Here is a 20,046-nt window from a genome sequence, read left to right as displayed (position 1 = left end):
CAACTAGCAACCAGGACACGAGTAGTCAGTAAACACGGCTAAGGTCTCAGCGGGATCACGAATTAGTACTGAAGTCGGGGTGACAATGGGCAAACCTTCTCGGGCGGCGGCCAAGGGCGTCAAGGGCTCCGCCAAACCCGCTGCGGCCGTTGCCCGTCGCTTCGCGTCGGAGACCCGAACCGGCCTGGTTCGCCGGGCTCGACGGATGAATCGCACACTCGCAGAAGCCTTTCCGGGAGCCCACTGCGAGCTGGACTTCACCACGACGCTGGAGTTGGCGGTGGCCACCATCCTGTCGGCGCAGAGCACCGACAAGCGGGTAAACCTCACCACACCAGCGCTATTCGTCCGTTACCGGACCGCGGTGGACTATGCCCAAGCCGACCGCGAAGAACTCGAAGCGATCATTCGGCCGACGGGTTTTTTTCACAATAAAGCGACGTCGTTGATTGGCCTCGGCCAGGCATTGGTCGAGCGCTTTGACGGCGAACTACCCAGCACGATGGAACAACTCGTGACGCTGCCCGGGGTGGGCCGTAAGACGGCCAACGTGATCCTCGGGAACGCGTTCGACGTTCCGGGAATTACCGTCGACACCCATTTCGGCCGCCTGGTCCGGCGGTGGCAGTGGACCGCCGAGGAGGACCCGGTCAAGGTCGAGCACGCGATCGGCGAACTGATCGAACGCAAGGACTGGACGATGCTCAGCCATCGGGTGATCTTTCACGGCCGTCGGGTCTGCCACGCGCGCAAACCGGCATGCGGCGTGTGCGTGCTGGCCAAGGACTGCCCGTCGTTCGGAACCGGGCCCACCGAGCCGGAGATCGCCGCCGCGCTGGTGACGGGTCCCGAGACCGAGCACCTGCTGGCGATGGCCGGGCTCTAGCGACCCATGCTCACCACTCGGACCGCCCGCTGGACCCTTGTGGTCGTCGTGGCGGTCGTGGCGCTGATCGCGGCGTTGGTCGTCGCGCTGCGCGACCAGACGTCCTCGCCGACGTCCGCGCCGGACGGTTCGCCTCGCATGCATCGCGACGCCGACACCGCCGTGGCGCTGGCCGGACCGCGGCAACGGGCCGACCTGGCGCCGTGCCCGCGGCCGGGCGGGCGGCCGGGTTCCGCGGCGCTGCGCGGGGTGACGGTCGACTGCGCCGCCGACGGTTCGGCCGTCGATGTCGGGCCGGCCCTGGCCGGCCATCGCGTGCTGCTGAATCTCTGGGCGTACTGGTGTGGGCCGTGCGCGGCCGAACTCCCCGCGATGGCCGAGTACCAGCGCCGGGTCGGTGCGGACGTGACGGTGGTGACCGTGCACCAGGACGAGAACGAGACGGCGGCGCTGCTACGGCTGGCCGAACTCGGTGTCCACCTGCCGACCTTGCAGGACGGCGGCCGTCGGGTGGCGGCGGCCCTACACGCGCCCAACGTGATGCCCGCGACGATTGTGCTGGACTCGGACGGTAGCGTGGCGGAGACGCTGCCCCGCGCTTTCGCGACCGCGGACGAGATAACGGATGCGGTCGGGCGGCTGGATGCGCGAAGGGGGCGCCCGTGACCAGAGGCGGCGCTCCTCAACGCCTGGGCACGGATGCGCTGGCACCGGAATTCGCCCCGCCGTGGCTGCGGCCCCTCGTCGACAACGTCGCCGGGATCCCCGACTCGTACAAGCGGCGCCTGCCCGCCGACGTGCTGGCGATGGTGACGGCGTCGAAGGCGTTGTCCGGCAAGAAGGGTCGTGAGGCCGCGGTGCTGGCGCTGTTCTCTGGGCCGGCCGACGCCGAGTCCCTGCCCGGGGACGCCGACCTGCTACTAACCGTGCGGGCGTCCTCCCTGCGGAACCACGCCGGGCAGGCGGCGTTTCCCGGCGGCGCCGCCGATCCCGGTGACGACGGCCCAGTGGCCACCGCGCTGCGCGAGGCGCGCGAGGAAACCGGTATCGACACCACCAGGCTGCATCCACTGGCCGCCATGGAGCGAACGTTCATCCCGCCGTCCGGATTTCACGTCGTCCCCGTGCTGGCCTACTCACCGGATCCGGGGCCGGTGGCCGTGGTGGATCAGGCGGAAACCGCAATCGTGGCCCGGGTTCCGGTCCGGGCCTTCATCAATCCCGCCAACCGGCTGATGGTGTACCGCCGCACCCTCAGCCGCCGCTTCGCCGGGCCGGCATTTCTGCTCAACGAGATGCTGGTCTGGGGTTTCACCGGTCAGGTGATTTCCGCGATGTTGGATGTCGCAGGTTGGGCAAAGCCTTGGGACACCACCGACATTCGCGAACTCGACGAAGCAATGGCACGCGTCGGCGACGATGCGGGCTGTCCCGAGAAGGAGCGGCGCACATGATTCGGGTCGGCGACGAGGAAGGTGCCTGATGAGTCCCTCACAATGGTTGGACATCGCGGTGCTGGCGGTCGCGTTCATCGCGGCGGTCTCGGGTTGGCGCTCGGGTGCGCTGGGCTCGCTGCTGTCGTTCGTCGGCGTGCTGCTCGGCGCGATCGCCGGCGTGCTGCTGGCCCCGCATCTGGTCGCGCATGTCGCCGCGCCGCGGGCCAAGCTGTTCGCCGCGCTGTTCCTGATCCTGGCGCTGGTGGTGGTCGGCGAGGTCGCCGGCGTGGTGTTGGGCCGCGCGGTGCGCGGCGCGATCCAGAGCAACTCGGTTCGCTTCTTCGACTCCTTGGTCGGGGTGGCGGTCCAGCTGGTGGTGGTGCTGGTGGCCGCCTGGCTGTTGGCGACCCCATTGACGTCGTCGGCCGGCCAGCCGAGTTTGGCTGCGGCAGTGCGTGGTTCGCGGGTGCTCGGTGAAGTCAACGACTATGCGCCGGAGTGGCTCAAGACGGTGCCCAAGCGGTTGTCCGCGCTGCTCGACACTTCGGGCCTGCCGCAGGTGCTCGAGCCGTTCAGCCGCACCCCGGTCGTGGCGGTGGCGGCCCCGGATGCCGCCCTGTCCAAGAACCCCGTCGTCGCCAACACCGAGCCGAGCGTGGTGAAGATCCGGGCGATCGCTCCGACCTGCTCAAAGGTGTTGGAGGGCAGCGGATTTGTGCTCTCGCCCGATCGCGTGATGACCAACGCGCACGTGGTCGCGGGCTCAAACAGCGTCACCGTCGAGGCCAGCGGCAATCCGTACGAGGCCACCGTGGTGTCCTACGACCCGACCGTCGACATCGCGATCCTGTCGGTGCCGCACCTGCCGGTCGGGCCGCTGGCGTTCGCCAACGCCCCGGTCACCTCCGGCACCGAGGGCATCGTGATGGGCTATCCGGGCGGCGGCGGCTTCATGGCGACGCCGGCCCGCATCCGCGAGTTGATCGAGCTGAACGGACCGGACATCTACCGCAAGGCGACGATCAACCGCGAGGTCTATACCGTGAGAGCCAATGTGGAGCAAGGCAATTCGGGCGGGCCGCTGATCGACCTCGACGGGCAGGTGATCGGTGTGGTTTTCGGTGCTGCCGTCGACGACAACGACACCGGCTTCGTGCTGACGGCCAAAGAGGTGGCTGCGCAACTCGCGCATATCGGCGACACCGCGCCGGTGCCCACCGGCGAATGCGTCAGTTGAGCGGCGAGCGGTAGACCCGGTCGAGGAACCGTGACAGGTGGCCATTGACCTCGTCCGGCTGCTCCTCGTGGCTGAAATGCCCTGCGCCGGAGATTGATACGTAGCGCCCGTGGGGCGCGTAGCGCTGCGTGCGTTCGACCGGATCGGCCAGCACGTAGGGGTCTTGGTCGCCGTGGATGTGCAGCATCGGAATGCCGAACGGCCGGCTCATCGACCGCATGAAGCGGCGGCCCTCTTCGCGCAGCTGACTGCGGACCGCCCAGCGCTGATATTCGAGCGCGCAATGTGCGACCGAGCGGATCTGGATAGCCTGTCGCAGGTGGTCGATCGACTCGGAAAAGTCTTCGGAGGCAAGCCATTTGGCGCCCGCGCGGCTGCGGATCACCCGCTCGAGCCCGCTGCCGTGATGCCGGGTGAGGGCGCGCTCCGGCCAGATCGGGACCTGGTAGCGCAGCAGCGAGGGCAGCAGTGCGCGGCCCTGCTCGCGGCGGGTCAGCGCCGAACGCCGCAGCGCGGCCGGATGCGGCGAACTGACCACCGCGATCGCGCGCACCTGCCGCGAGTGCAGCACCGAGGTGGCCCAGCAGACCAGGCCGCCGTCGGCGTGACCGACCAGCGTCGCCGACGTATGACCCAGCGCGCGGATCAACCCGGCGGTGTCGCCGGCCAGCGTCCAGCCGTCGTAGCCGCGGGGCGGTTTGTCGCTGCCGCCGTAGCCGCGTAGATCCACCGCGACCGCACGGACACCGGTCAGGCCGCGCAACTGGTGGCGCCACGACCACCAGAACGAGCCGAACCCGTGCAGCATGACCACCAGCGGCAGCGACGTCGCCGGGGCGGCTTCAGCGCCGTCCGGCGTCGCTTCGACGACGTGAAACCGGATCCCGTTGGCGTGCACGTCGAGATGCCGCCATGGACCGTCGATGCGGGTGATCGACGGATCTGGTGGGGCCATCTACCAACCCGAGGGATCGGCGGGCGCAGGATTCAGCGCCGGCGCCGAGGGCTTGTCGTGGCCCGGGGTGAGCGCCGACCGCGTCTCCTTGACCGATTCGATGGTCTGCTGCGGGCCCCGGATCCGGCGGACCTTCAAGAAGCCGAACAGCGCCAGCGCGCCGGTGGTCAGCACCATGATCCCGAAGACGATCAGGAACGCCGCCCACCGCCAGATCCAGGTGTCGAGCAGTTCGGCCAGGAAGAAGAAGAGAAAGAACGTGGAGTAGAACAGCACCACCAGCGCGGCGATGAAGAAGACGCTTCCGGTCAGGCCCTTCTTGACGTCGCGGGTGATCTCGGCGCGGGCCAGCTCGACCTCGGCGCGCACCAGCGTCGACATTTGCGCGGTGGCATCCTTGACCAGCTCGCCGATCGACGGCTCGGCGGACAGCGCGTGCGGATCGGTCAGCGGGATGCTGGTCAGCGTGCCGGGAACGCCATCAGCGCGCTGGTTGCCGTTCTTACGGTCTGACTTGCTCACAGACGATCCTCCCGAGCCGGTTCTAATGGTCCCGTAGCCGCTCCTCCTCATCGCGCTTCGCGCTCTGCATCGTCGCCGGCTGGTGTCCCGGTTCATGTTGCCATGCAGTCAGACGCGATACGAGGCAAGGCGGTTTGAGGATCACCGCCGCTGGGCATTGTGAAAGCTAGACTGGCGCGGCCTTTGATGGCTCGCGCCCATTTTTGCCCGACGGGAGAAAACCGCCTTGCAGATCATCAGCCGTCGCCTACTCCACATCACGACGGCGGTGATCGTGGCCGGCGCTCTGGGTCTGCCCGCGGCTCCGGCCGACGATCGGATACCGATGGGCGGCGGCGCGGGCATTCTGGTCAACGGCGACGCATTGTGCACGCTGACCGCCATCGGCACCGATCCCAAGGGCAACCTGATGGGCTTCACCTCGGCGCACTGTGGCGGTCCCGGCGCGGTCGTGTCCGCCGAGGCGGCCAAGGATCGCGGCAACATCGGCACCATGGTCTCGGGCAACGATGGCCTCGACTATGCGGTCATCCAATTCGACAGGGCCAAGGTGTTACCGCAGGCCGACTTCGGTGGCTTCGCGATCAACGGCATCGGGCCGGATCCGGCGTCAGGTCAGATCGCCTGCAAGCAGGGCCGCACGACCGGCAACTCCTGCGGCGTCACCTGGGGCCCGGGGCAGGAGCCGGGCACGATCCTGATGCAGGTGTGCGGACAGCCCGGCGACTCCGGGGCTCCGGTGACGGTCAACGATCAACTCGTCGGCATGATCCACGGCGCCTTCAGCGACAACCTGCCGGTCTGCGTCACGAAGTACATTCCGCTGCACACTCCGGCCGTGGTGCAGTCGATCAACGCCGACCTGGCCGACCTGCAGGCGAAAAACCGTCCAGGCGCCGGCTTCACCCCGATTGCCTAGCTATCGAGCGGCGCGGATCGCGTCGAACACCCCAGGATCCAGCAGCGTCGAGGTGTCGCCGAGGTCGCGCTTCTCGGCGATGTCGCGCAGCAGGCGGCGCATGATCTTGCCGCTGCGGGTCTTCGGCAACTCCGGCACCACGTGCAGTTCCCGCGGCCGGGCGATCGGCGAGATCACCCGCGCCACCTCGGCGCGCAACTCGTCGATGATCTCCGCCCCGGTCGTCTCCGCATGCGAGGCCTGCAGCACGACGAACGCGCAGATCGCCTGGCCGGTGGTCTCATCGGTCGCGCCGACCACCGCGGCCTCGGCCACCCCGGAGTGCCCGACCAGCGCCGACTCCACCTCGGCCGTCGAAATGCGGTGCCCCGACACGTTCATCACGTCGTCGATGCGGCCCAGGATCCAGATCGCGCCGTCGGAGTCGTAGCGGGCACCGTCGCCGGCGAAGTACCAGCCCTGCTCGGCGAACTTCGACCAGTACGTCTCGCGGAAACGGTCGTCGTCGCCCCAGATGCCGCGCAGCATCGACGGCCACGGCTGGTCGAGCACCAGGTAGCCGCTGGTGTGCTCACCCTCGTCTGACGACGGCGGCTCCAACCGATTGCCCTCGTCGTCGACGATCCTCGCCGAAATGCCGGGCAGCGGGGTCATCGCCGACCCCGGCTTGGTCGCCGCGACGCCGGGCAGCGGCGAGATCATCGCCGAGCCGGTCTCGGTCTGCCACCAGGTGTCGACGATCGGAACGGCGTCGCGGCCGATCACCGTGCGGTACCAGCGCCACGCCTCGGGGTTGATCGGCTCGCCGACCGACCCGAGCAACCGCAGGCTGGACAGGTCATGGGCGTCCGGTATCTCGCGGCCCCACTTCATGAACGTTCGGATCATCGTCGGCGCCGTGTAATAGATTGTGGCCCCGTACTTTTCGATGATCTGGAAGTGCCGGTGCTGGTCCGGGGTGTCCGGCGTGCCCTCGAAGAGGATCTGCGTGACGCCGTTCGACAGCGGGCCGTAGACGCTGTACGTGTGACCGGTCACCCAGCCGATGTCCGCGGTGCACCAGAACACGTCGGACTCGGGCTTGATGTCGAAGATGTGGTGCTGGGTGTAGGACGCCTGGGTCAGGTAGCCGCCGCTGGTGTGCACGATCCCCTTGGGCCGTCCGGTGGTGCCCGAGGTGTACAGCAGGAACAGCGGATGCTCGGCGTCGAAGGCTGCCGGCCGGTGTTCCGGCGACGCGGAGTCGACGACGTCGTGCCACCAGACGTCCCGCCCCTCGGTCCATGGGATGTCGACGCCGGTCCGCTTGACCACCAGGACGTGCTCGATCGAGTCCGAATCGGCGACCGCCTGGTCGGCTGCGTCCTTCAGTGACGCGGGCTTGCCGCGGCGGAACTGCCCGTCGGCGGTGATCAGCAGCTTGGCCTTGGCGTCGTCGATCCGGGCGCCGAGCGCGGTCGCGGTAAACCCGGCGAACACCACGCTGTGCAGCACGCCGAGTCGCGCGCAGGCCAGCATCGCGACGATGGCCTCGGGGATCATCGGCAGATAGATCGCGGCGCGGTCGCCGGCCACCAGACCCAGATCGGTCAGTGCGTTGGCGGCCTTGCTCACCTCGGCCAGCAGATCGCTGTAGGTCAGCGTGCGGTCCTCGCCGATCCGCTCACCCTCCCAGTGGATCGCGACGCGGTCGCCGTTGCCGGCCTCGACGTGGCGGTCGACGCAGTTGTAAGTGACGTTCAGTTGGCCGCCGGTGAACCATTTGGCAAACGGGCGCTCGGACCAGTCCAGCACCTCCGAATACGGGGTCTCCCACGACAGCCGGTCGGCCTGTTCGGCCCAGAACGCCAGCCGGTCCCGCTCGGCCTGTTCGTACAGGTCATCGCGGGCATTGGCCTGCGCGACAAACTCTTTCGACGGCGGATACGACGACGGGGCCTGCGTGTGCGTCTCGGTCACCCGCCCGAGCCTAGTCCGGTGACGAAACGGCTGGGTGGACGTTGAGGAACCGAACGAATCGGGCCGGAGTCGGGTGGGATCAGTTTGTGAGCGGCTGTAGGCAATACAGTCGCGCGGGGTTCTTGTAGGAGATCTCCTTGGTTCCCAGCGGGCACGAGTCGCTGTCCTTGCTGTCGTCGATCCGGCTGGTGACCTTGAACCGCGGCGCCGCGCCGTCGCAGTCGGTCGCGGCGAACAACGGCGCCCTGGCCGACCCCGATGCGGTGTAGCAACGGCCCTGGACGAAGTTGAGCACGAAGCACAGCGTCGCGGACCCGTCGCGGAGAAAGGCATAGTCCGAGTCGTCGGTCTTACCGTCGGGGCATGTCGACGTCGCGCTGCCCTTGCTGACCACCTGGAAGATCGAGTCCGGTTTGGCGCAGTCCTGCGCGGCGGGGCTGCCGTCGTGCGCACGGAAGTTGTAGGCGCCGATGCAGTCGCCGACCTCCGGCGCCCTCGGCGCGCTGTGCTTCTGTTTGGCCAGATCGGCTGTGCCGTTGAGGATTACGAGCAGGCCGCCGCCGAACAACACCGATCCGACGACGATCATCACGATGCTGGATCGCGTCGGTCGCGGCGTGGGGGGCGGACTGGGGTAGTACTGAGGAGGCGGCGGAGTTCCCGGCTCGGTCGGATTCGGCGGCGGGCCGGACGGGGGCGGCCCGGGCGGGAAGTACCCCGGCGGCAAGCGCCGCGCGCGGGACTGGCGTCGAAAGCCGACGATCAGCAGGATCAGCCCCACGGCAGGCACGATCGACATCACGGCCAATTCACCGAGGTAATAGGCGAAGCTGACCTCGGCGAGTTCTCTGACAACCACGCCTGAAAGTCTATTGCTGAGCACAGGAGGACGGCTTGCAGCGTTTTCGCATCCTCGCGGCGACCGTGATGTTGGCTGCCGCCTCGTTGACCGGATGCGGCGTGGGCGTCGTGCGGACCGACGTGGTGATCGTCAACGCCGGTGAACCGCAGAATCCGCTCATCCCGACCAACACCAACGACACCAACGGCGGCCGGATCGTCGACCGGTTGTTCGCCGGGCTGATGTCGTACGACGCCAGCGGGGTGCCGACGCTGGAGGTTGCCGAGTCGATCGGGACGACCGACAACGTCAACTACCGCATCACCGTGAAGCCCGGGTGGACGTTCAGCGACGGGTCGCCGGTGACCGCGCACTCCTTCGTCGACGCCTGGAACTACGGCGCGTTGGCCACCAATGCTCAACTGCAGCAGAGCTTTTTCGCCCCGATCGCGGGCTTCGACGAGGTGGCCTCGGCGGCTCCGACCGCCGCCACGATGTCGGGACTGCGGGTCGTCAACGATCACGAGTTCACCGTGCGGCTCAAGGGTCCGACCATCGATTTCACACTGCGACTTGGCTTTTCGCCGTTCTACCCGCTGCCCGCGGCGGCATTTCGCGACATGGCGACGTTCGGCCAGCACCCGATCGGCAATGGGCCGTACCAACTGTCCGACCAGCCCCGCAACCCGGCCTGGCAGCACAACGTCAAGCTCGACCTCGTGACCAACCCCGGTTATCACGGCAACCGGATGCCGCAGAACAAGGGCCTGCGGTTCGTCTTCTACGCCAACCTCGACACCGCCTACGCCGACCTGCTGTCGAGCAATCTCGATGTGCTGGACACCATTCCGCCGAGCATGCTGCCGGTCTACCGGCGCGACCTCGGCGACCGAGCGGTCACCGCGCCCGCGGCGATAAACCTGACTCTGGACACCCCGCTGCGGCTGCCGCACTTCTCCGGTGAGGAGGGCCGGCTGCGACGGCTGGCGATCTCGGCTGCGATCAACCGCGATCAGGTCTGCCGCAAGATCTACTCCGGCGCCCGCACCCCGGCCCGCGACTTCACCGCCAGCTCGCTGCCCGGCTTCGACCCCCACATCGCCGGCAACGACGCGCTGAACTTCGACCCGGACCGGGCGCGGTCGTTGTGGGCGCAGGCCGATGCGATCTCGAAATGGTCAGGCCGGTATGCCATTTCGTACAACGCCGACGGGTCACACCAGGAGTGGGTCGACGCGGTGACCAACAGCATCAAGAACACCCTGGGCATCGACGCCGTCGGCGCCCCGCAGCCGACCTTCGCGGGGTTCCGAACCCAGATCACCAGCCACACGATCGGCACCGCGTTCCGGGCCGGGTGGCAGGGCGACTTCCCATCGCTGCTGGAGTTCCTCGAACCGCTCTTCGTCACCCATGCCGGCGCCAACGACGTTGGATATTCCAACGCGCGCTTCGACTCCGCGATCGCGGCCGCGGAGGCTGCGCCCGACCTGCCGCAGTCCTTCACACTCGCCAACGATGCGCAACGAATTCTATTGCAGGACATGGCCGTTATCCCACTGTGGTACACGGTCGCGGTGGCGGGGCGTTCGGCCGTGGTCAGCCACGTCGCGCTGACCTGGAACGGCCTGCCCGATTACGAACACATCGTGAAGGCCTGACATGGGCTGGTACATCCTCCGTCGCATCGCGGCCATGATCCCGGTGTTCCTGGGCGCCACGCTGCTGATCTACGGCATGGTGTTCCTGCTGCCGGGCGACCCGATAGCGGCGCTGGGCGGCGACCGGCCGCTGAGCCCGGCGGTGGCCGCACAACTGCGCGCCCAGTACCACCTCGACGACCCGTTCTGGCTGCAGTACCTGCATTACCTCGGCGGCATGCTGCGCGGTGACCTCGGCCGCGCCTATTCCGGCCTACCCGTCACCACCGTTCTGGCGCAGGCGTTTCCGGTCACATTCAAGTTGGCGATCGTCGCGCTGGCCGTGGAAGCCGTGTTCGGCATCGGGTTCGGGGTGATCGCCGGCCTGCGGCAGGGCGGGATCTTCGACGCCGGGGTGCTGATTGTCAGCCTGGTGATCATCGCCGTGCCCATCTTCGTGCTCGGCTTCCTCGCGCAGTTCGTCTTCGGGGTGCGACTGGGCCTGGCCGCGGTCACGGTCGGCGACCAGCCGACGTTCGCGCGATTGTTGTTGCCCGGCATCGTCCTTGGCGCGGTGTCTTTCGCCTACGTCGTGCGGTTGACCCGGTCTGCGGTCGCCGGGAACGCCCATGCCGACTATGTGCGGACCGCCACCGCGAAAGGTCTGTCCCGGCCGCGGGTGGTCGTCGTGCACATCCTGCGCAACTCGCTGATCCCGGTGGTGACGTTCCTCGGCGCCGACCTCGGCGCGCTGATGGGCGGCGCGATCGTCACCGAGGGTATCTTCAACATCCACGGCGTCGGCGGGGTGCTCTACCAGGCCGTCACGCGCCAGGAGGCGCCGACCGTGGTGTCGATCGTGACCGTGCTGGTGATCGTCTACCTGGTCACCAACCTGGCCGTGGATCTGCTGTACGCGGCGCTGGATCCCAGGATCCGTTATGGCTGAGGGCTTTTGGAGTGACACCTGGCGCATTCTGCGGCGACGGCCGCAGTTCGTCGCCGGCGCGGCGCTGATCGCGTTCATCCTCATGGTCGCGGTGTTCCCGTCGCTGTTCACCGCGCTCGATCCGAGCTACGCCAACCCCGACGAGAGCCTGCTCGACCCGTCGTCGGCACACTGGTTCGGCACCGACCTTCAGGGTCACGACATCTACGCCCGCACTATCTACGGGGCGCGCGCGTCGATCACCGTCGGATTGGGCGCCACCGCACTGGTGTTCGTCGTCGGCGGTGCGCTGGGCGCGTTGGCCGGCTTCTACGGCGGCTGGCTGGATGCGGTGGTGTCGCGCGTCGCCGACATCTTCTTCGCCATTCCGCTCCTGTTGGCCGCCATCGTGCTGATGCAGGTGATGCATCACCGCACGGTGTGGACGGTGATCGCGATCCTGGCGTTGTTCGGCTGGCCGCAGATCGCCCGGATCACCCGTGGCGCGGTGCTCGCGGTTCGGGGCAGTGACTATGTGCTGGCGGCGAAAGCTCTGGGACTGAACAGATTTGGCATTCTGGTGCGGCATGTGCTGCCCAATGCGATCGGCCCGGTGATCGCGGTCTCGACGATCGCGCTCGGCCTGTTCATCGTCACCGAGGCCACGCTGTCGTATCTCGGGGTGGGCCTACCGCCGTCGGTGGTGTCGTGGGGCGGCGACATCAATGTCGACCAGATTCGGCTGCGCGCCGGGTCGCCGATCCTGTTCTATCCCGCCGGCGCACTGGCAGTCACGGTGTTGGCCTTCATGGTCATGGGCGACGTGTTGCGTGACGCCCTCGATCCCTCGTCGCGGGCGTGGCGGCTGTGAGCGCCGATGACTAGTCCGCTGCTGACCGTCGCGGGCCTGGAGGTCCGCTTCGGCGACGATCCTGCGGTGCGCGACGTGGATTTCACGGTGCATGCGGGGCAGACGGTGGCGATCGTCGGTGAGTCGGGGTCGGGGAAGTCGACCACCGCCGCGGCGATACTCGGGCTGCTCCCGCCCGGTGGGCGAATCACGGCCGGGCGCATCGACTTCGACGGCGTCGACCTCACCGGTGCCGGACGGCGGCAGCTCCGCGCGATCCGCGGCAGCGGAATCGGTTACGTGCCCCAGGACCCGCTGACGAACCTGAACCCGGTTTGGCGGATCGGTTTTCAGGTTCGAGAAGCATTGCGCGCAAACAATGTCGGTCGCCAAGCCGCGCAGCTACTCGCGGACGCCGGGCTGCCCGATCCGGTGGCGAGCGCTCGCCATTACCCGCACCAATTGTCCGGCGGCATGTGCCAGCGCGCCCTGATCGCTATCGGGCTGGCCGGCCGGCCGCGGCTGCTGATCGCCGACGAGCCGACCTCGGCACTGGACGTCACCGTGCAGCGTCGCGTACTCGATCACCTCCAGCAACTCGCCGGCGACCTCGGCACCGCGGTGCTGCTGATCACCCATGATCTGGCGCTGGCCGCCGAACGCGCCGAGCAGCTCATCGTGATGAACCACGGCCAGGTGGTGGAAACCGGTGCGGCGCAGACACTCTTGCGTGACCCGCAACACCCCTACACGCAACGTCTGGTATCCGCCGCGCCGTCGCTGCGCAATCCACCCACCCCGAAGCGGGTGGCCGAGTCCGACGACGTGATCGTCGCGTCGGGGCTGACGAAGGTCTACTCGCGCGGCGCGCCGTGGCGCCGAACCGAGACGCGCGCCGTCGACGACGTGTCCTTTCGGCTGCGCCGCGGCACCACGATGGCGGTTGCGGGTGAGTCCGGGTCCGGCAAGTCGACGTTGGCGCACCTGGTCCTCGGATTGCTTGAACCCAGCTCGGGCACAGTGACTTTCGACGGCCAAGACATCGGCCGGCTGAGCCGGCAGGAGGCGCTGGCGTTCCGGCGGAAGATCCAGCCCGTCTTCCAGAATCCCTACGGCAGCCTGGATCCGATGTACTCGGTTGCGCGGATCATCGAGGAGCCGCTACGGATCCATCGGATCGGGGACCGCTGGGAACGCCGCGACGCGGTGCGCCGGCTGGCCGACCAGGTCGGGTTGCCGCCGTCGCTGCTCAACCGGCGCCCGCGCGAGCTGTCCGGGGGACAGCGCCAACGCGTCGCGATCGCGCGGGCCCTCGCGCTGAAGCCCGAAGTGGTGGTCTGCGATGAGGCCGTCTCCGCGCTCGACGTCGTGGTGCAGGCGCAGATCCTCGATCTACTGGCCGACCTGCAGGCCGAACTGGGCCTGACGTATCTGTTCATCAGCCACGATCTGGCGGTGATCCGGCAGATCGCCGACGAGGTGATGGTGATGCGGTCGGGCCGGGTGGTCGAGCACGCGGCCACCGAGGACGTCTTCGCCAACCCACAGCACGAGTACACCCGACAACTACTGGCCGCGATTCCGCGCGCCGGCGACGATGCAGAGCGCAGCGATGAGGAGGAGCGGCGCAGTTGACGCATGCCGGCGACGATGCAGAGCGCAGCGATGAGGAGGAGCGGCGCAGTTAACGCGCGCCGGCGACGATGCAGAGCGCAGCGATGAGGAGGAGCGGCGCAGTTGACGCATGCCGGCGACGATGCAGAGCGCAGCGATGAGGAGGAGCGGCGCAGTTGACGCGCGCCGGCGACGATGCAGAGCGCAGCGATGAGGAGGAGCGGCGCTGTTAAGGCATGCCGGCGACGGCTTATCCTGACAAGCCGTGACTGATCCGCTGGCTCCGCTGATCGAGCTGCCCGGCGTCGCCGCTGCGAGCGAGCAGGCCCGCGAGGCGCTCGGCCGGGCGCACCGGCACCGTGCCAACCTGCGGCGATGGCCGGTGACCGCCGCCGAGGCCGCGCTGCGGTCGGCACGCGCGTCGGCGGTGCTGGACGGCGGCGGCCACAAGCTCGAGGACGTCGAAGCCGTACCCGCCCTCAACGACCCGGTGTTCGCCGGGGCGCTGCGTGTCGCCCAGGCGCTGGAGGGCGGCGAGACCAACCTAGTCGCGGTCTGGCAGCGCGCGCCGTTGCAGGCGCTGGCCCGGCTGCACATGCTGGCCGCAGCCGACCGCGTCGAGGAGGGCCGCCTGGGCCGTCCGCGCACCGACCCGGACATCGGGCCCCGGTTGGAACTGCTCGCGCGGATCGTGTCGGGTGGCACCGCGGCGCCGGCACCGGTGATCGCTGCCGTCGCGCACGGCGAGCTCCTGACCCTCGCGCCGTTCGGCAGCGCGGACGGCGTGGTGGCGCGCGCTGTGTCGCGGTTGGTCACGATCGCGAGCGGACTCGACCCGCACGGGCTGGGCGTGCCGGAGGTGGCCTGGATGCGGCGGGCGGCCGACTACCGCGACGCGCTGGCCGGCTTCGGGGCCGGGACGGCCGAGGGCATGAGCAAGTGGTTGGTGCTGTCCTGTCGCGCGCTGCGTGACGGCGCGCAGGAGGCGCTGGCGATTGCTGAAACGCTCAGCGAGCAGGGCGGAAGCGGGCACTAGAACGAATAAAGCGGGCGACGCACCGAAGGACTTCGGCTCGCCGCCCGCTAGCACGGATCTCGGTTACCATGCGTGCACCTGTGGGTTGCGTGGGATGGCCTCGGCGTTCTTGCGATGCTTCCAGTTGCTGCCCCACCCAAAGGGCCGTCAATACCGGTCACTCTTCGCAATTACGCAGGCCCGCAACACTTCTGCCATTATCGCGGCTATGACTCCGCGTGGGTGCCGAGAACCGTGCTCGGACGCCGCGTTCGGGAGATCGGCCCTTCTCTTCCGGATCGACCTTGGCCTTACCGGGCTTCCGTGAGTCCTTTGTACTCCGTGACCCCGGTCACATCAAGAGCCAATTGCGACGAAAACATCAAACCGATGCGGGGCCGTGACAACAAAAGTTTGCTGAGAGCGGCTACAGCGACAGCCGGCGCAGCAGCGAGTAGGTCAAAGCGCCGGCGGCCAAGGCGCTGATCCCCACCGCCGCGGTGGTGGCCATCGCGGCCCCCGACGGCGCCGGAATGCGGTCGCGCAGCGACACCGGGCGGGAAAACTCCAGCACCGGCCAGTCGCGGGCGGTCGCCTCGCGGCGCAGCGCGCGATCGGGATTGACCACGCTCGGATGCCCGACGACCTCCAGCATCGGCATGTCGGTGATCGAGTCCGAGTATGCGTAGCAGTGCTCGAGCGGGTAGCCCTCGCGCGCGGCCAGCTCGCGAATCGCCTGCACTTTGCCCTCGCCGAAGCAGTAGAAACCGATATCGCCGGTGTACTTGCCGTCCTCGACGACCATCTTCGTGGCCATCGCGTGGGTGGCGCCGAGGGCGCGGGCGATCGGCGCGACCAGTTCCTCGCCGGAGGCCGACACCACCACCACGTCCCGGCCGCACAGCTTGTGGCTGGCGATCAGGTCGGCGGCCTCGGCGAACACCAGCGGGGTGACGATGTCGTGCAGCGTTTCGTTGACGATCGTCTTGATCTGCTCGACGTCCCAGCCGGTGCACATGTTGGTCAGATGGATTCGCATCCGGTCCATCTGGTCGTGATCGGCGCCCGACAGCAGAAAAAGAAACTGGGCGTAGCTCGATTTGAGGACGGCCCTGCGATTGATCAGCCCCTGCGCGAAAAAGGGTTTGCTGAACGCCAGCGTGCTGGACTTGGCGATGATCGTTTTGTCCAAATCGAAAAAAGCCGCTGTGCGCGGCGTAGGACCGGTAGGCGTCGGCGAAGTTTGCTGGTCAGCGGCCGAGTCGGAAACGGTCACCGCCACAGCATAGGGCGGCGCGGCGGCTGATCGCGATGGTGTCGGCAAAAGTGCCGGTCAAACGTGGTGCGGTTACGTGTGATACCAGCGATACGTTTGGTTCAGCTACTTAAAGGTCATACCTAATCTTCGCGGCCAACCCTTGCGCTGCCTCACACTCTCGTGTGTATAGTAAGTATCACTCGGCTTTGCCGAGGGTGTATCAGCCCGACCCCCCGGGGCTGATTCACGACGACCCTCGCCTCCTCCCCCCCTGGCGGGGGTCGTCCCTTTTGTCGGGCAATTCTTAGCTCGACCCTCTCGTTATCCACACGAACCCGGTGCCTGACTGGCGGCCAGTGCGGCGTCTCGGCACCGTGAGCCCATGCCGAACAGCGAGTCTCGCGGGATCCTGGCCGTGCTCGCCGACCCCGCCCTTCGTGACGACGTAGACAGGGTGGCGGCCGCAGTCGGAGTGCGCGTCGTGCACGCCGCGGATGCAGTGCCAGTGGGCAGAAAAGCATGGTCGGCAGCCGCGGCAGTGGTGCTCGACGCGGCGTCCGCCCGGGCCTGCGCGCTCACCGGCTTGCCCCGCCGCGCACACGTGATCGTGGCGACGGGCGGTGAGCCGCCGCCGGAAACGTGGGCCGCGGCGGTCGACGTCGGCGCCGGCCAGGTGCTGCAGCTGCCCGCCCAGGAACACGACTTGGTCCGTGACCTGGCCGAAGCCGCCGAAACGCTGCGCGACGACGAAGGTCGCGGCGCTGTGCTGGCGGTGATTGGCGGGTGCGGCGGCGCCGGCGCCTCGCTGCTCGCGGCGGCTCTGGCGGATGCGGCGAAGGACGCGATGCTGGTCGACCTGGACCCCTGGGCCGGCGGCATCGACCTGCTGGTCGGAGCGGAGACGACGCCCGGGGTGCGCTGGCCGGACCTCGCCCTCCAGGGCGGCCGGCTGACTTGGTCGGCGGTGCGCGATGCGCTGCCGCGGCATCGCGGCATCAGCCTGCTGTCGGGAACCCGCGCCGGACACGAATTGGGCAGCGGCGCAGTGCACGCCGTCCTCGACGCGGGCCGGCGCGGCGGAGCGACGGTGCTGTGCGACCTACCGCGTCGGATGACCGATGCCGTCGAAACCGCCTTGGAGACAGCCGATCTCGTCGTCATCGTGAGTCCCTGCAATGTGCGGGCGTGCGCGGCGACCGCGACGATCGCACCGGTGCTCGCCGCGGTCAACCCCAATGTCGGCCTGGTGGTGCGGGGTCCGTCACCGGGCGGGCTGGGCGCGGACGAATTCGCCCAGATTGCCGGGTTGCCGCTGCTGGCGTCGATGAAGTCGCAACCAAGGCTGGCGGAGCAGGTCGAACGCGGGGGTGTGCGCCTGGGTCGCCGCTCACCGCTCGTGGCGGCGGCCCGGGCCGTGCTCGCCGTCCTCCCGGGACATCCGGCCGAGGCCCGCGCGGCATGAGCGACCCGCTGATCGACCGGGTCCGAGAGCGGCTGGCCGCCGAGTCGATTCCCTTGCGACCCAACGTGGTGGCCGACGCGATCAGGGCCGAGTCCGGCGGAGTGCTCGGTGATACCGAATTGCTGAGCAACCTGCGGACGCTGCAGACCGAGTTGACCGGTGCCGGAATCCTGGAACCGCTGCTGCGCGCCGACGGTACGACGGATGTGCTCGTCACCGCGCCCGACGCGGTGTGGATCGACGATGGAAAAAGTCTGCGGCGCAGCGATATTCGCTTCCCTGACGAGGCCGCGGTACGACGACTGGCGCAGCGGCTGGCGTTGTCGGCGGGCCGTCGGCTCGACGACGCGCAACCCTGGGTGGACGGCCAGCTGACCGGACCCGGCGGTGTCTCGGTCCGGCTGCACGCCGTGCTGCCGCCGGTCGCGATCGGCGGGACCTGCCTGTCGCTGCGGGTGCTGCGGCCGGCCACCCAAAACCTCACCGCGTTGGTTGGTGCGGGCGCGATCGATTCTGCCGCAGCGGAATTGATCGATGCAACCATCGCGGCGCGGCTGGCGTTTCTGGTATCGGGCGGAACGGGTGCGGGCAAGACGACGCTGCTGTCGGCGATGCTCGCCGCGGTCGCACCCGACGAGCGAATCGTCTGTGTTGAGGACGCCGCCGAGTTGGCGCCGCCGCACCCGCATTTCGTGCGACTTGTAGCCCGGTGCGCCAACGTCGAAGGCATTGGTGAGGTCACCGTGCGCCAACTCGTTCGGCAGGCGTTGCGGATGCGGCCCGACCGGATCGTGGTCGGCGAAGTTCGCGGCGCCGAGGTGGTGGACCTGCTGGCAGCGCTCAACACCGGGCACGACGGGGGCGCCGGCACCGTGCATGCCAACAATCCCGCCGAGGTCCCGGCCCGGCTCGAGGCGCTCGGCGCGCTCGGTGGCCTGGATTGCGCTGCCCTGCACAGCCAACTGGCCGCCGCCATCCAGGTGCTCCTGCACGTCGCCCGCGACCGCGCGGGCCGGCGGCAGCTCGCCGAGATCGCGGTGCTGCGTCGCGTCGACCAACGCGTGCGCGCGATCACCGTGTGGCACGCCGGACGCGGTGTCACCGACGAGATCGCCGATTTCCGTCGGCTGCTGCACGACCGGAGGCCGGCATGACCGGGCTGGCCGTGATCTCGCTGGCGGGTGCCCTGCTGGTGGCCCCGTCCTCGCCGCGCGCCCGCCTCACCGATCCCCACCGGCGGGGGCTGCGCGTCCGCACCGTCGGATGGGCAGCGCTGGGTGTTCTCGGCGTGAGTTTTGTATTGCTGCCGTTGACAACGGTTTTCGCGGCTATTGTGCTCGCGGCGACGTTGGCTCTGCGCCACCGCCGCCGACGTCGCGGAAGCTGCGCTGCATCCGAAAGCCACCAACTGCACACCGCGATCGACGTGCTCGTGGGCGAACTGCGGGTGGGCGCCCACCCGGCGACTGCCTTCGGGGTCGCTGCACGCGAGTCGTCCGGACCGGTCGCCGAGGCCTGCCGTGCGGTGGCGGCCCGCGCCCGGCTGGGCGCCGATGTCGCGGCGGGCCTGCGCGGCGTCGGGGAAAGTACAGTGCTGCAGCCGCACTGGGATCGGCTCGCGGTGTGTTGGCGACTGGCGACCGACCATGGTCTGGCCATGTCCGCGCTGATGCACGCGGCGCAACGCGATATCGCTGAGCGTCAACGCTTCTCCGATCACGTGCGCTCCGCGATGGCGGGCGCACGCGCCACCGCGACCATCCTCGCCAGCTTGCCCGCACTCTCGGTGGTGATGGGTCAGCTGATCGGCGCGCGCCCGCTGGCGTTCCTGTTCGGCGGCCACCTCGGCGACTGGCTCCTGGTCATCGGGCTCACGTTGGTGTGCGGCGGGCTGCTGTGGGCCGACCACATCACCGAGCGGGCGTTGGCGTGACTATCGCCGCCGCAACACTTTTGGCGGCCGCACTGGTGGCCGGCGCCGGACCCACTGCCGTGCGGGCGCGGGCCGCGCCGCCGAACCCGAACGTGCTGGCGGCGATACGCAAACGCGACCGACCCGATCCGCTAGCCGTTGCATCGAGCCTGGACGTGCTGGCGGTGTGCCTGGCGGCCGGGATGGCGGTATCGAGCGCTGCGGCGGCCACGGCAGCCGCGGCGCCGCCGCGACTGGCGCAGATCCTCTGCCGGGCAGCCGATCTCCTGGCGCTGGGCGCGGACCCGGACGTGGCGTGGACGGCGGGATCCGATGTAGCCGACCCGCAGATCGTCGCCCTGCTGCGGCTGGCGCGGCGATCCTCGGCCTCGGGGGTCGCGATGGCGGAGGCGGTGGCCGGCCTCGCGGCGCAGTGCCGGCAGGACGCGGTCCACCAGGCCGCAGCGACGGCCGAACGTGCGGGCGTGTTGATCTCCGGCCCGCTAGGCCTGTGCTTCCTGCCGGCATTCGTCTGTCTCGGCATCGTCCCGGTGATCGCGGGATTGGCCGGCGACTTTCTGCAATCGGGATTGTTGTGATATCGGAAAACCA

The 20,046-nt window shown here is 68.8% G+C and carries 19 protein-coding genes and 1 pseudogene; 15 read left to right on the top strand and 5 right to left on the bottom strand.

The genetic code is table 11. From position 1 onward, the window contains the following. Window positions 1–205 precede the first annotated feature (205 nt). Genes nth through marP form a run of 4 tightly spaced genes read left to right on the top strand, consistent with a single transcriptional unit; the run spans window position 206 to window position 3,559 of the window. The gene (gene nth / locus PT015_RS16090) at window positions 206–886 is read left to right on the top strand and encodes an endonuclease III (protein ID WP_285191139.1); all 681 of its coding nucleotides are present in this window, start codon (window positions 206–208) and stop codon (window positions 884–886) included. A 6-nt stretch (window positions 887–892) separates the two neighbouring features. Beyond that, entirely contained in the window at window positions 893–1,552 is a 660-nt protein-coding gene (locus tag PT015_RS16085) for a TlpA family protein disulfide reductase (RefSeq protein WP_285185743.1), read from the top strand. Next, complete coding sequence (locus PT015_RS16080) at window positions 1,549–2,340, top strand: NUDIX hydrolase (protein WP_285185742.1); 792 nt, start codon at window positions 1,549–1,551, stop codon at window positions 2,338–2,340. The genes PT015_RS16085 and PT015_RS16080 overlap by 4 nt, the downstream gene beginning before the upstream one ends. A 28-nt stretch (window positions 2,341–2,368) precedes the next feature. Beyond that, window positions 2,369–3,559, top strand: coding sequence for an acid resistance serine protease MarP (gene marP / locus PT015_RS16075; protein ID WP_285185741.1), 1,191 nt, complete (start codon window positions 2,369–2,371; stop codon window positions 3,557–3,559). Here the strand turns inward: marP and PT015_RS16070 are convergent. Together PT015_RS16070 and PT015_RS16065 are read right to left on the bottom strand one after the other, a co-directional pair. Next, window positions 3,552–4,514, bottom strand: a complete 963-nt coding sequence (locus PT015_RS16070; RefSeq protein WP_285185739.1) for an alpha/beta fold hydrolase — start codon at window positions 4,512–4,514, stop codon at window positions 3,552–3,554. The two genes, marP and PT015_RS16070, sit on opposite strands and share 8 nt — an antisense overlap. Beyond that, window positions 4,515–5,036, bottom strand: coding sequence for a phage holin family protein (locus tag PT015_RS16065; RefSeq protein ID WP_285185738.1), 522 nt, complete (start codon window positions 5,034–5,036; stop codon window positions 4,515–4,517). A 232-nt stretch (window positions 5,037–5,268) separates the two neighbouring features. Here PT015_RS16065 and PT015_RS16060 point away from each other — a divergent pair, with 232 nt between their 5' ends. Then, on the top strand, window positions 5,269–5,955 hold the full coding sequence (locus tag PT015_RS16060; RefSeq protein WP_390888027.1) for a S1 family peptidase: 687 nt from the start codon (window positions 5,269–5,271) through the stop codon (window positions 5,953–5,955). Here the strand turns inward: PT015_RS16060 and acs are convergent, their stop codons facing one another. Together acs and PT015_RS16050 are read right to left on the bottom strand one after the other, a co-directional pair. Then, window positions 5,956–7,914, bottom strand: coding sequence for an acetate--CoA ligase (acs, locus tag PT015_RS16055; RefSeq protein WP_285185736.1), 1,959 nt, complete (start codon window positions 7,912–7,914; stop codon window positions 5,956–5,958). A 79-nt stretch (window positions 7,915–7,993) separates the two neighbouring features. Next, window positions 7,994–8,773 carry an LppU/SCO3897 family protein gene (locus PT015_RS16050; protein ID WP_285185735.1) on the bottom strand — a complete coding sequence of 260 codons (780 nt, stop codon included), beginning with the start codon at window positions 8,771–8,773 and terminating at the stop codon, window positions 7,994–7,996. 68 nt (window positions 8,774–8,841) lie between these two features. Between PT015_RS16050 and PT015_RS16045 the strand changes: the two genes are divergently transcribed. The 6 genes and pseudogenes from PT015_RS16045 to PT015_RS16025 all read left to right on the top strand — a co-directional run bounded on the left by PT015_RS16045 (window position 8,842) and on the right by PT015_RS16025 (window position 14,823). Continuing rightward, window positions 8,842–10,416: a peptide ABC transporter substrate-binding protein gene (locus tag PT015_RS16045; RefSeq protein WP_285191138.1), complete on the top strand. Its 1,575-nt coding sequence runs from the start codon at window positions 8,842–8,844 to the stop codon at window positions 10,414–10,416. Window position 10,417: 1 nt separating this feature from the next. Next, a complete protein-coding gene (locus tag PT015_RS16040; RefSeq protein ID WP_285185734.1) occupies window positions 10,418–11,344 on the top strand; it encodes an ABC transporter permease in 927 nt (308 codons plus the stop codon). After that, complete coding sequence (locus PT015_RS16035; RefSeq protein ID WP_285185717.1) at window positions 11,337–12,194, top strand: ABC transporter permease; 858 nt, start codon at window positions 11,337–11,339, stop codon at window positions 12,192–12,194. Before PT015_RS16040 ends, PT015_RS16035 begins: the two co-directional genes overlap by 8 nt. A gap of 6 nt (window positions 12,195–12,200) precedes the next feature. Further along, window positions 12,201–13,808, top strand: coding sequence for a dipeptide ABC transporter ATP-binding protein (locus PT015_RS16030; RefSeq protein ID WP_285185716.1), 1,608 nt, complete (start codon window positions 12,201–12,203; stop codon window positions 13,806–13,808). 109 nt (window positions 13,809–13,917) lie between these two features. Continuing rightward, window positions 13,918–14,003: pseudogene (locus PT015_RS24740) on the top strand (hypothetical protein); the annotation flags it as partial. 49 nt (window positions 14,004–14,052) lie between these two features. Next, the gene (locus PT015_RS16025; protein ID WP_285185714.1) at window positions 14,053–14,823 is read left to right on the top strand and encodes an oxidoreductase; all 771 of its coding nucleotides are present in this window, start codon (window positions 14,053–14,055) and stop codon (window positions 14,821–14,823) included. A 406-nt stretch (window positions 14,824–15,229) separates the two neighbouring features. Here PT015_RS16025 and PT015_RS16020 read toward each other — a convergent pair whose 3' ends face one another. After that, window positions 15,230–16,078 carry an HAD-IB family hydrolase gene (locus PT015_RS16020; protein ID WP_285185713.1) on the bottom strand — a complete coding sequence of 283 codons (849 nt, stop codon included), beginning with the start codon at window positions 16,076–16,078 and terminating at the stop codon, window positions 15,230–15,232. A gap of 364 nt (window positions 16,079–16,442) precedes the next feature. Here PT015_RS16020 and ssd point away from each other — a divergent pair, with 364 nt between their 5' ends. The 4 genes from ssd to PT015_RS16000 are packed head-to-tail and all read left to right on the top strand — an operon-like array spanning window position 16,443 to window position 20,033. Beyond that, window positions 16,443–17,522 (top strand): septum site-determining protein Ssd, encoded by a 1,080-nt coding sequence (gene ssd / locus PT015_RS16015; protein ID WP_285185711.1) that lies wholly within the window; start codon window positions 16,443–16,445, stop codon window positions 17,520–17,522. Then, the gene (locus PT015_RS16010; protein WP_285185710.1) at window positions 17,519–18,676 is read left to right on the top strand and encodes a TadA family conjugal transfer-associated ATPase; all 1,158 of its coding nucleotides are present in this window, start codon (window positions 17,519–17,521) and stop codon (window positions 18,674–18,676) included. Before ssd ends, PT015_RS16010 begins: the two co-directional genes overlap by 4 nt. Next, window positions 18,673–19,455: a type II secretion system F family protein gene (locus PT015_RS16005; RefSeq protein ID WP_285185709.1), complete on the top strand. Its 783-nt coding sequence runs from the start codon at window positions 18,673–18,675 to the stop codon at window positions 19,453–19,455. Before PT015_RS16010 ends, PT015_RS16005 begins: the two co-directional genes overlap by 4 nt. After that, window positions 19,452–20,033, top strand: a complete 582-nt coding sequence (locus PT015_RS16000; protein WP_285185708.1) for a type II secretion system F family protein — start codon at window positions 19,452–19,454, stop codon at window positions 20,031–20,033. The genes PT015_RS16005 and PT015_RS16000 overlap by 4 nt, the downstream gene beginning before the upstream one ends. Window positions 20,034–20,046: the final 13 nt, after the last annotated feature.

Source organism: Candidatus Mycobacterium wuenschmannii, assembly GCF_030252325.1.
Lineage (GTDB): Bacteria > Actinomycetota > Actinomycetes > Mycobacteriales > Mycobacteriaceae > Mycobacterium > Mycobacterium wuenschmannii.
The sequence above is the reverse complement of the archived record's forward strand: the minus strand, read 5'-3'. Positions and strand labels throughout refer to the sequence as shown.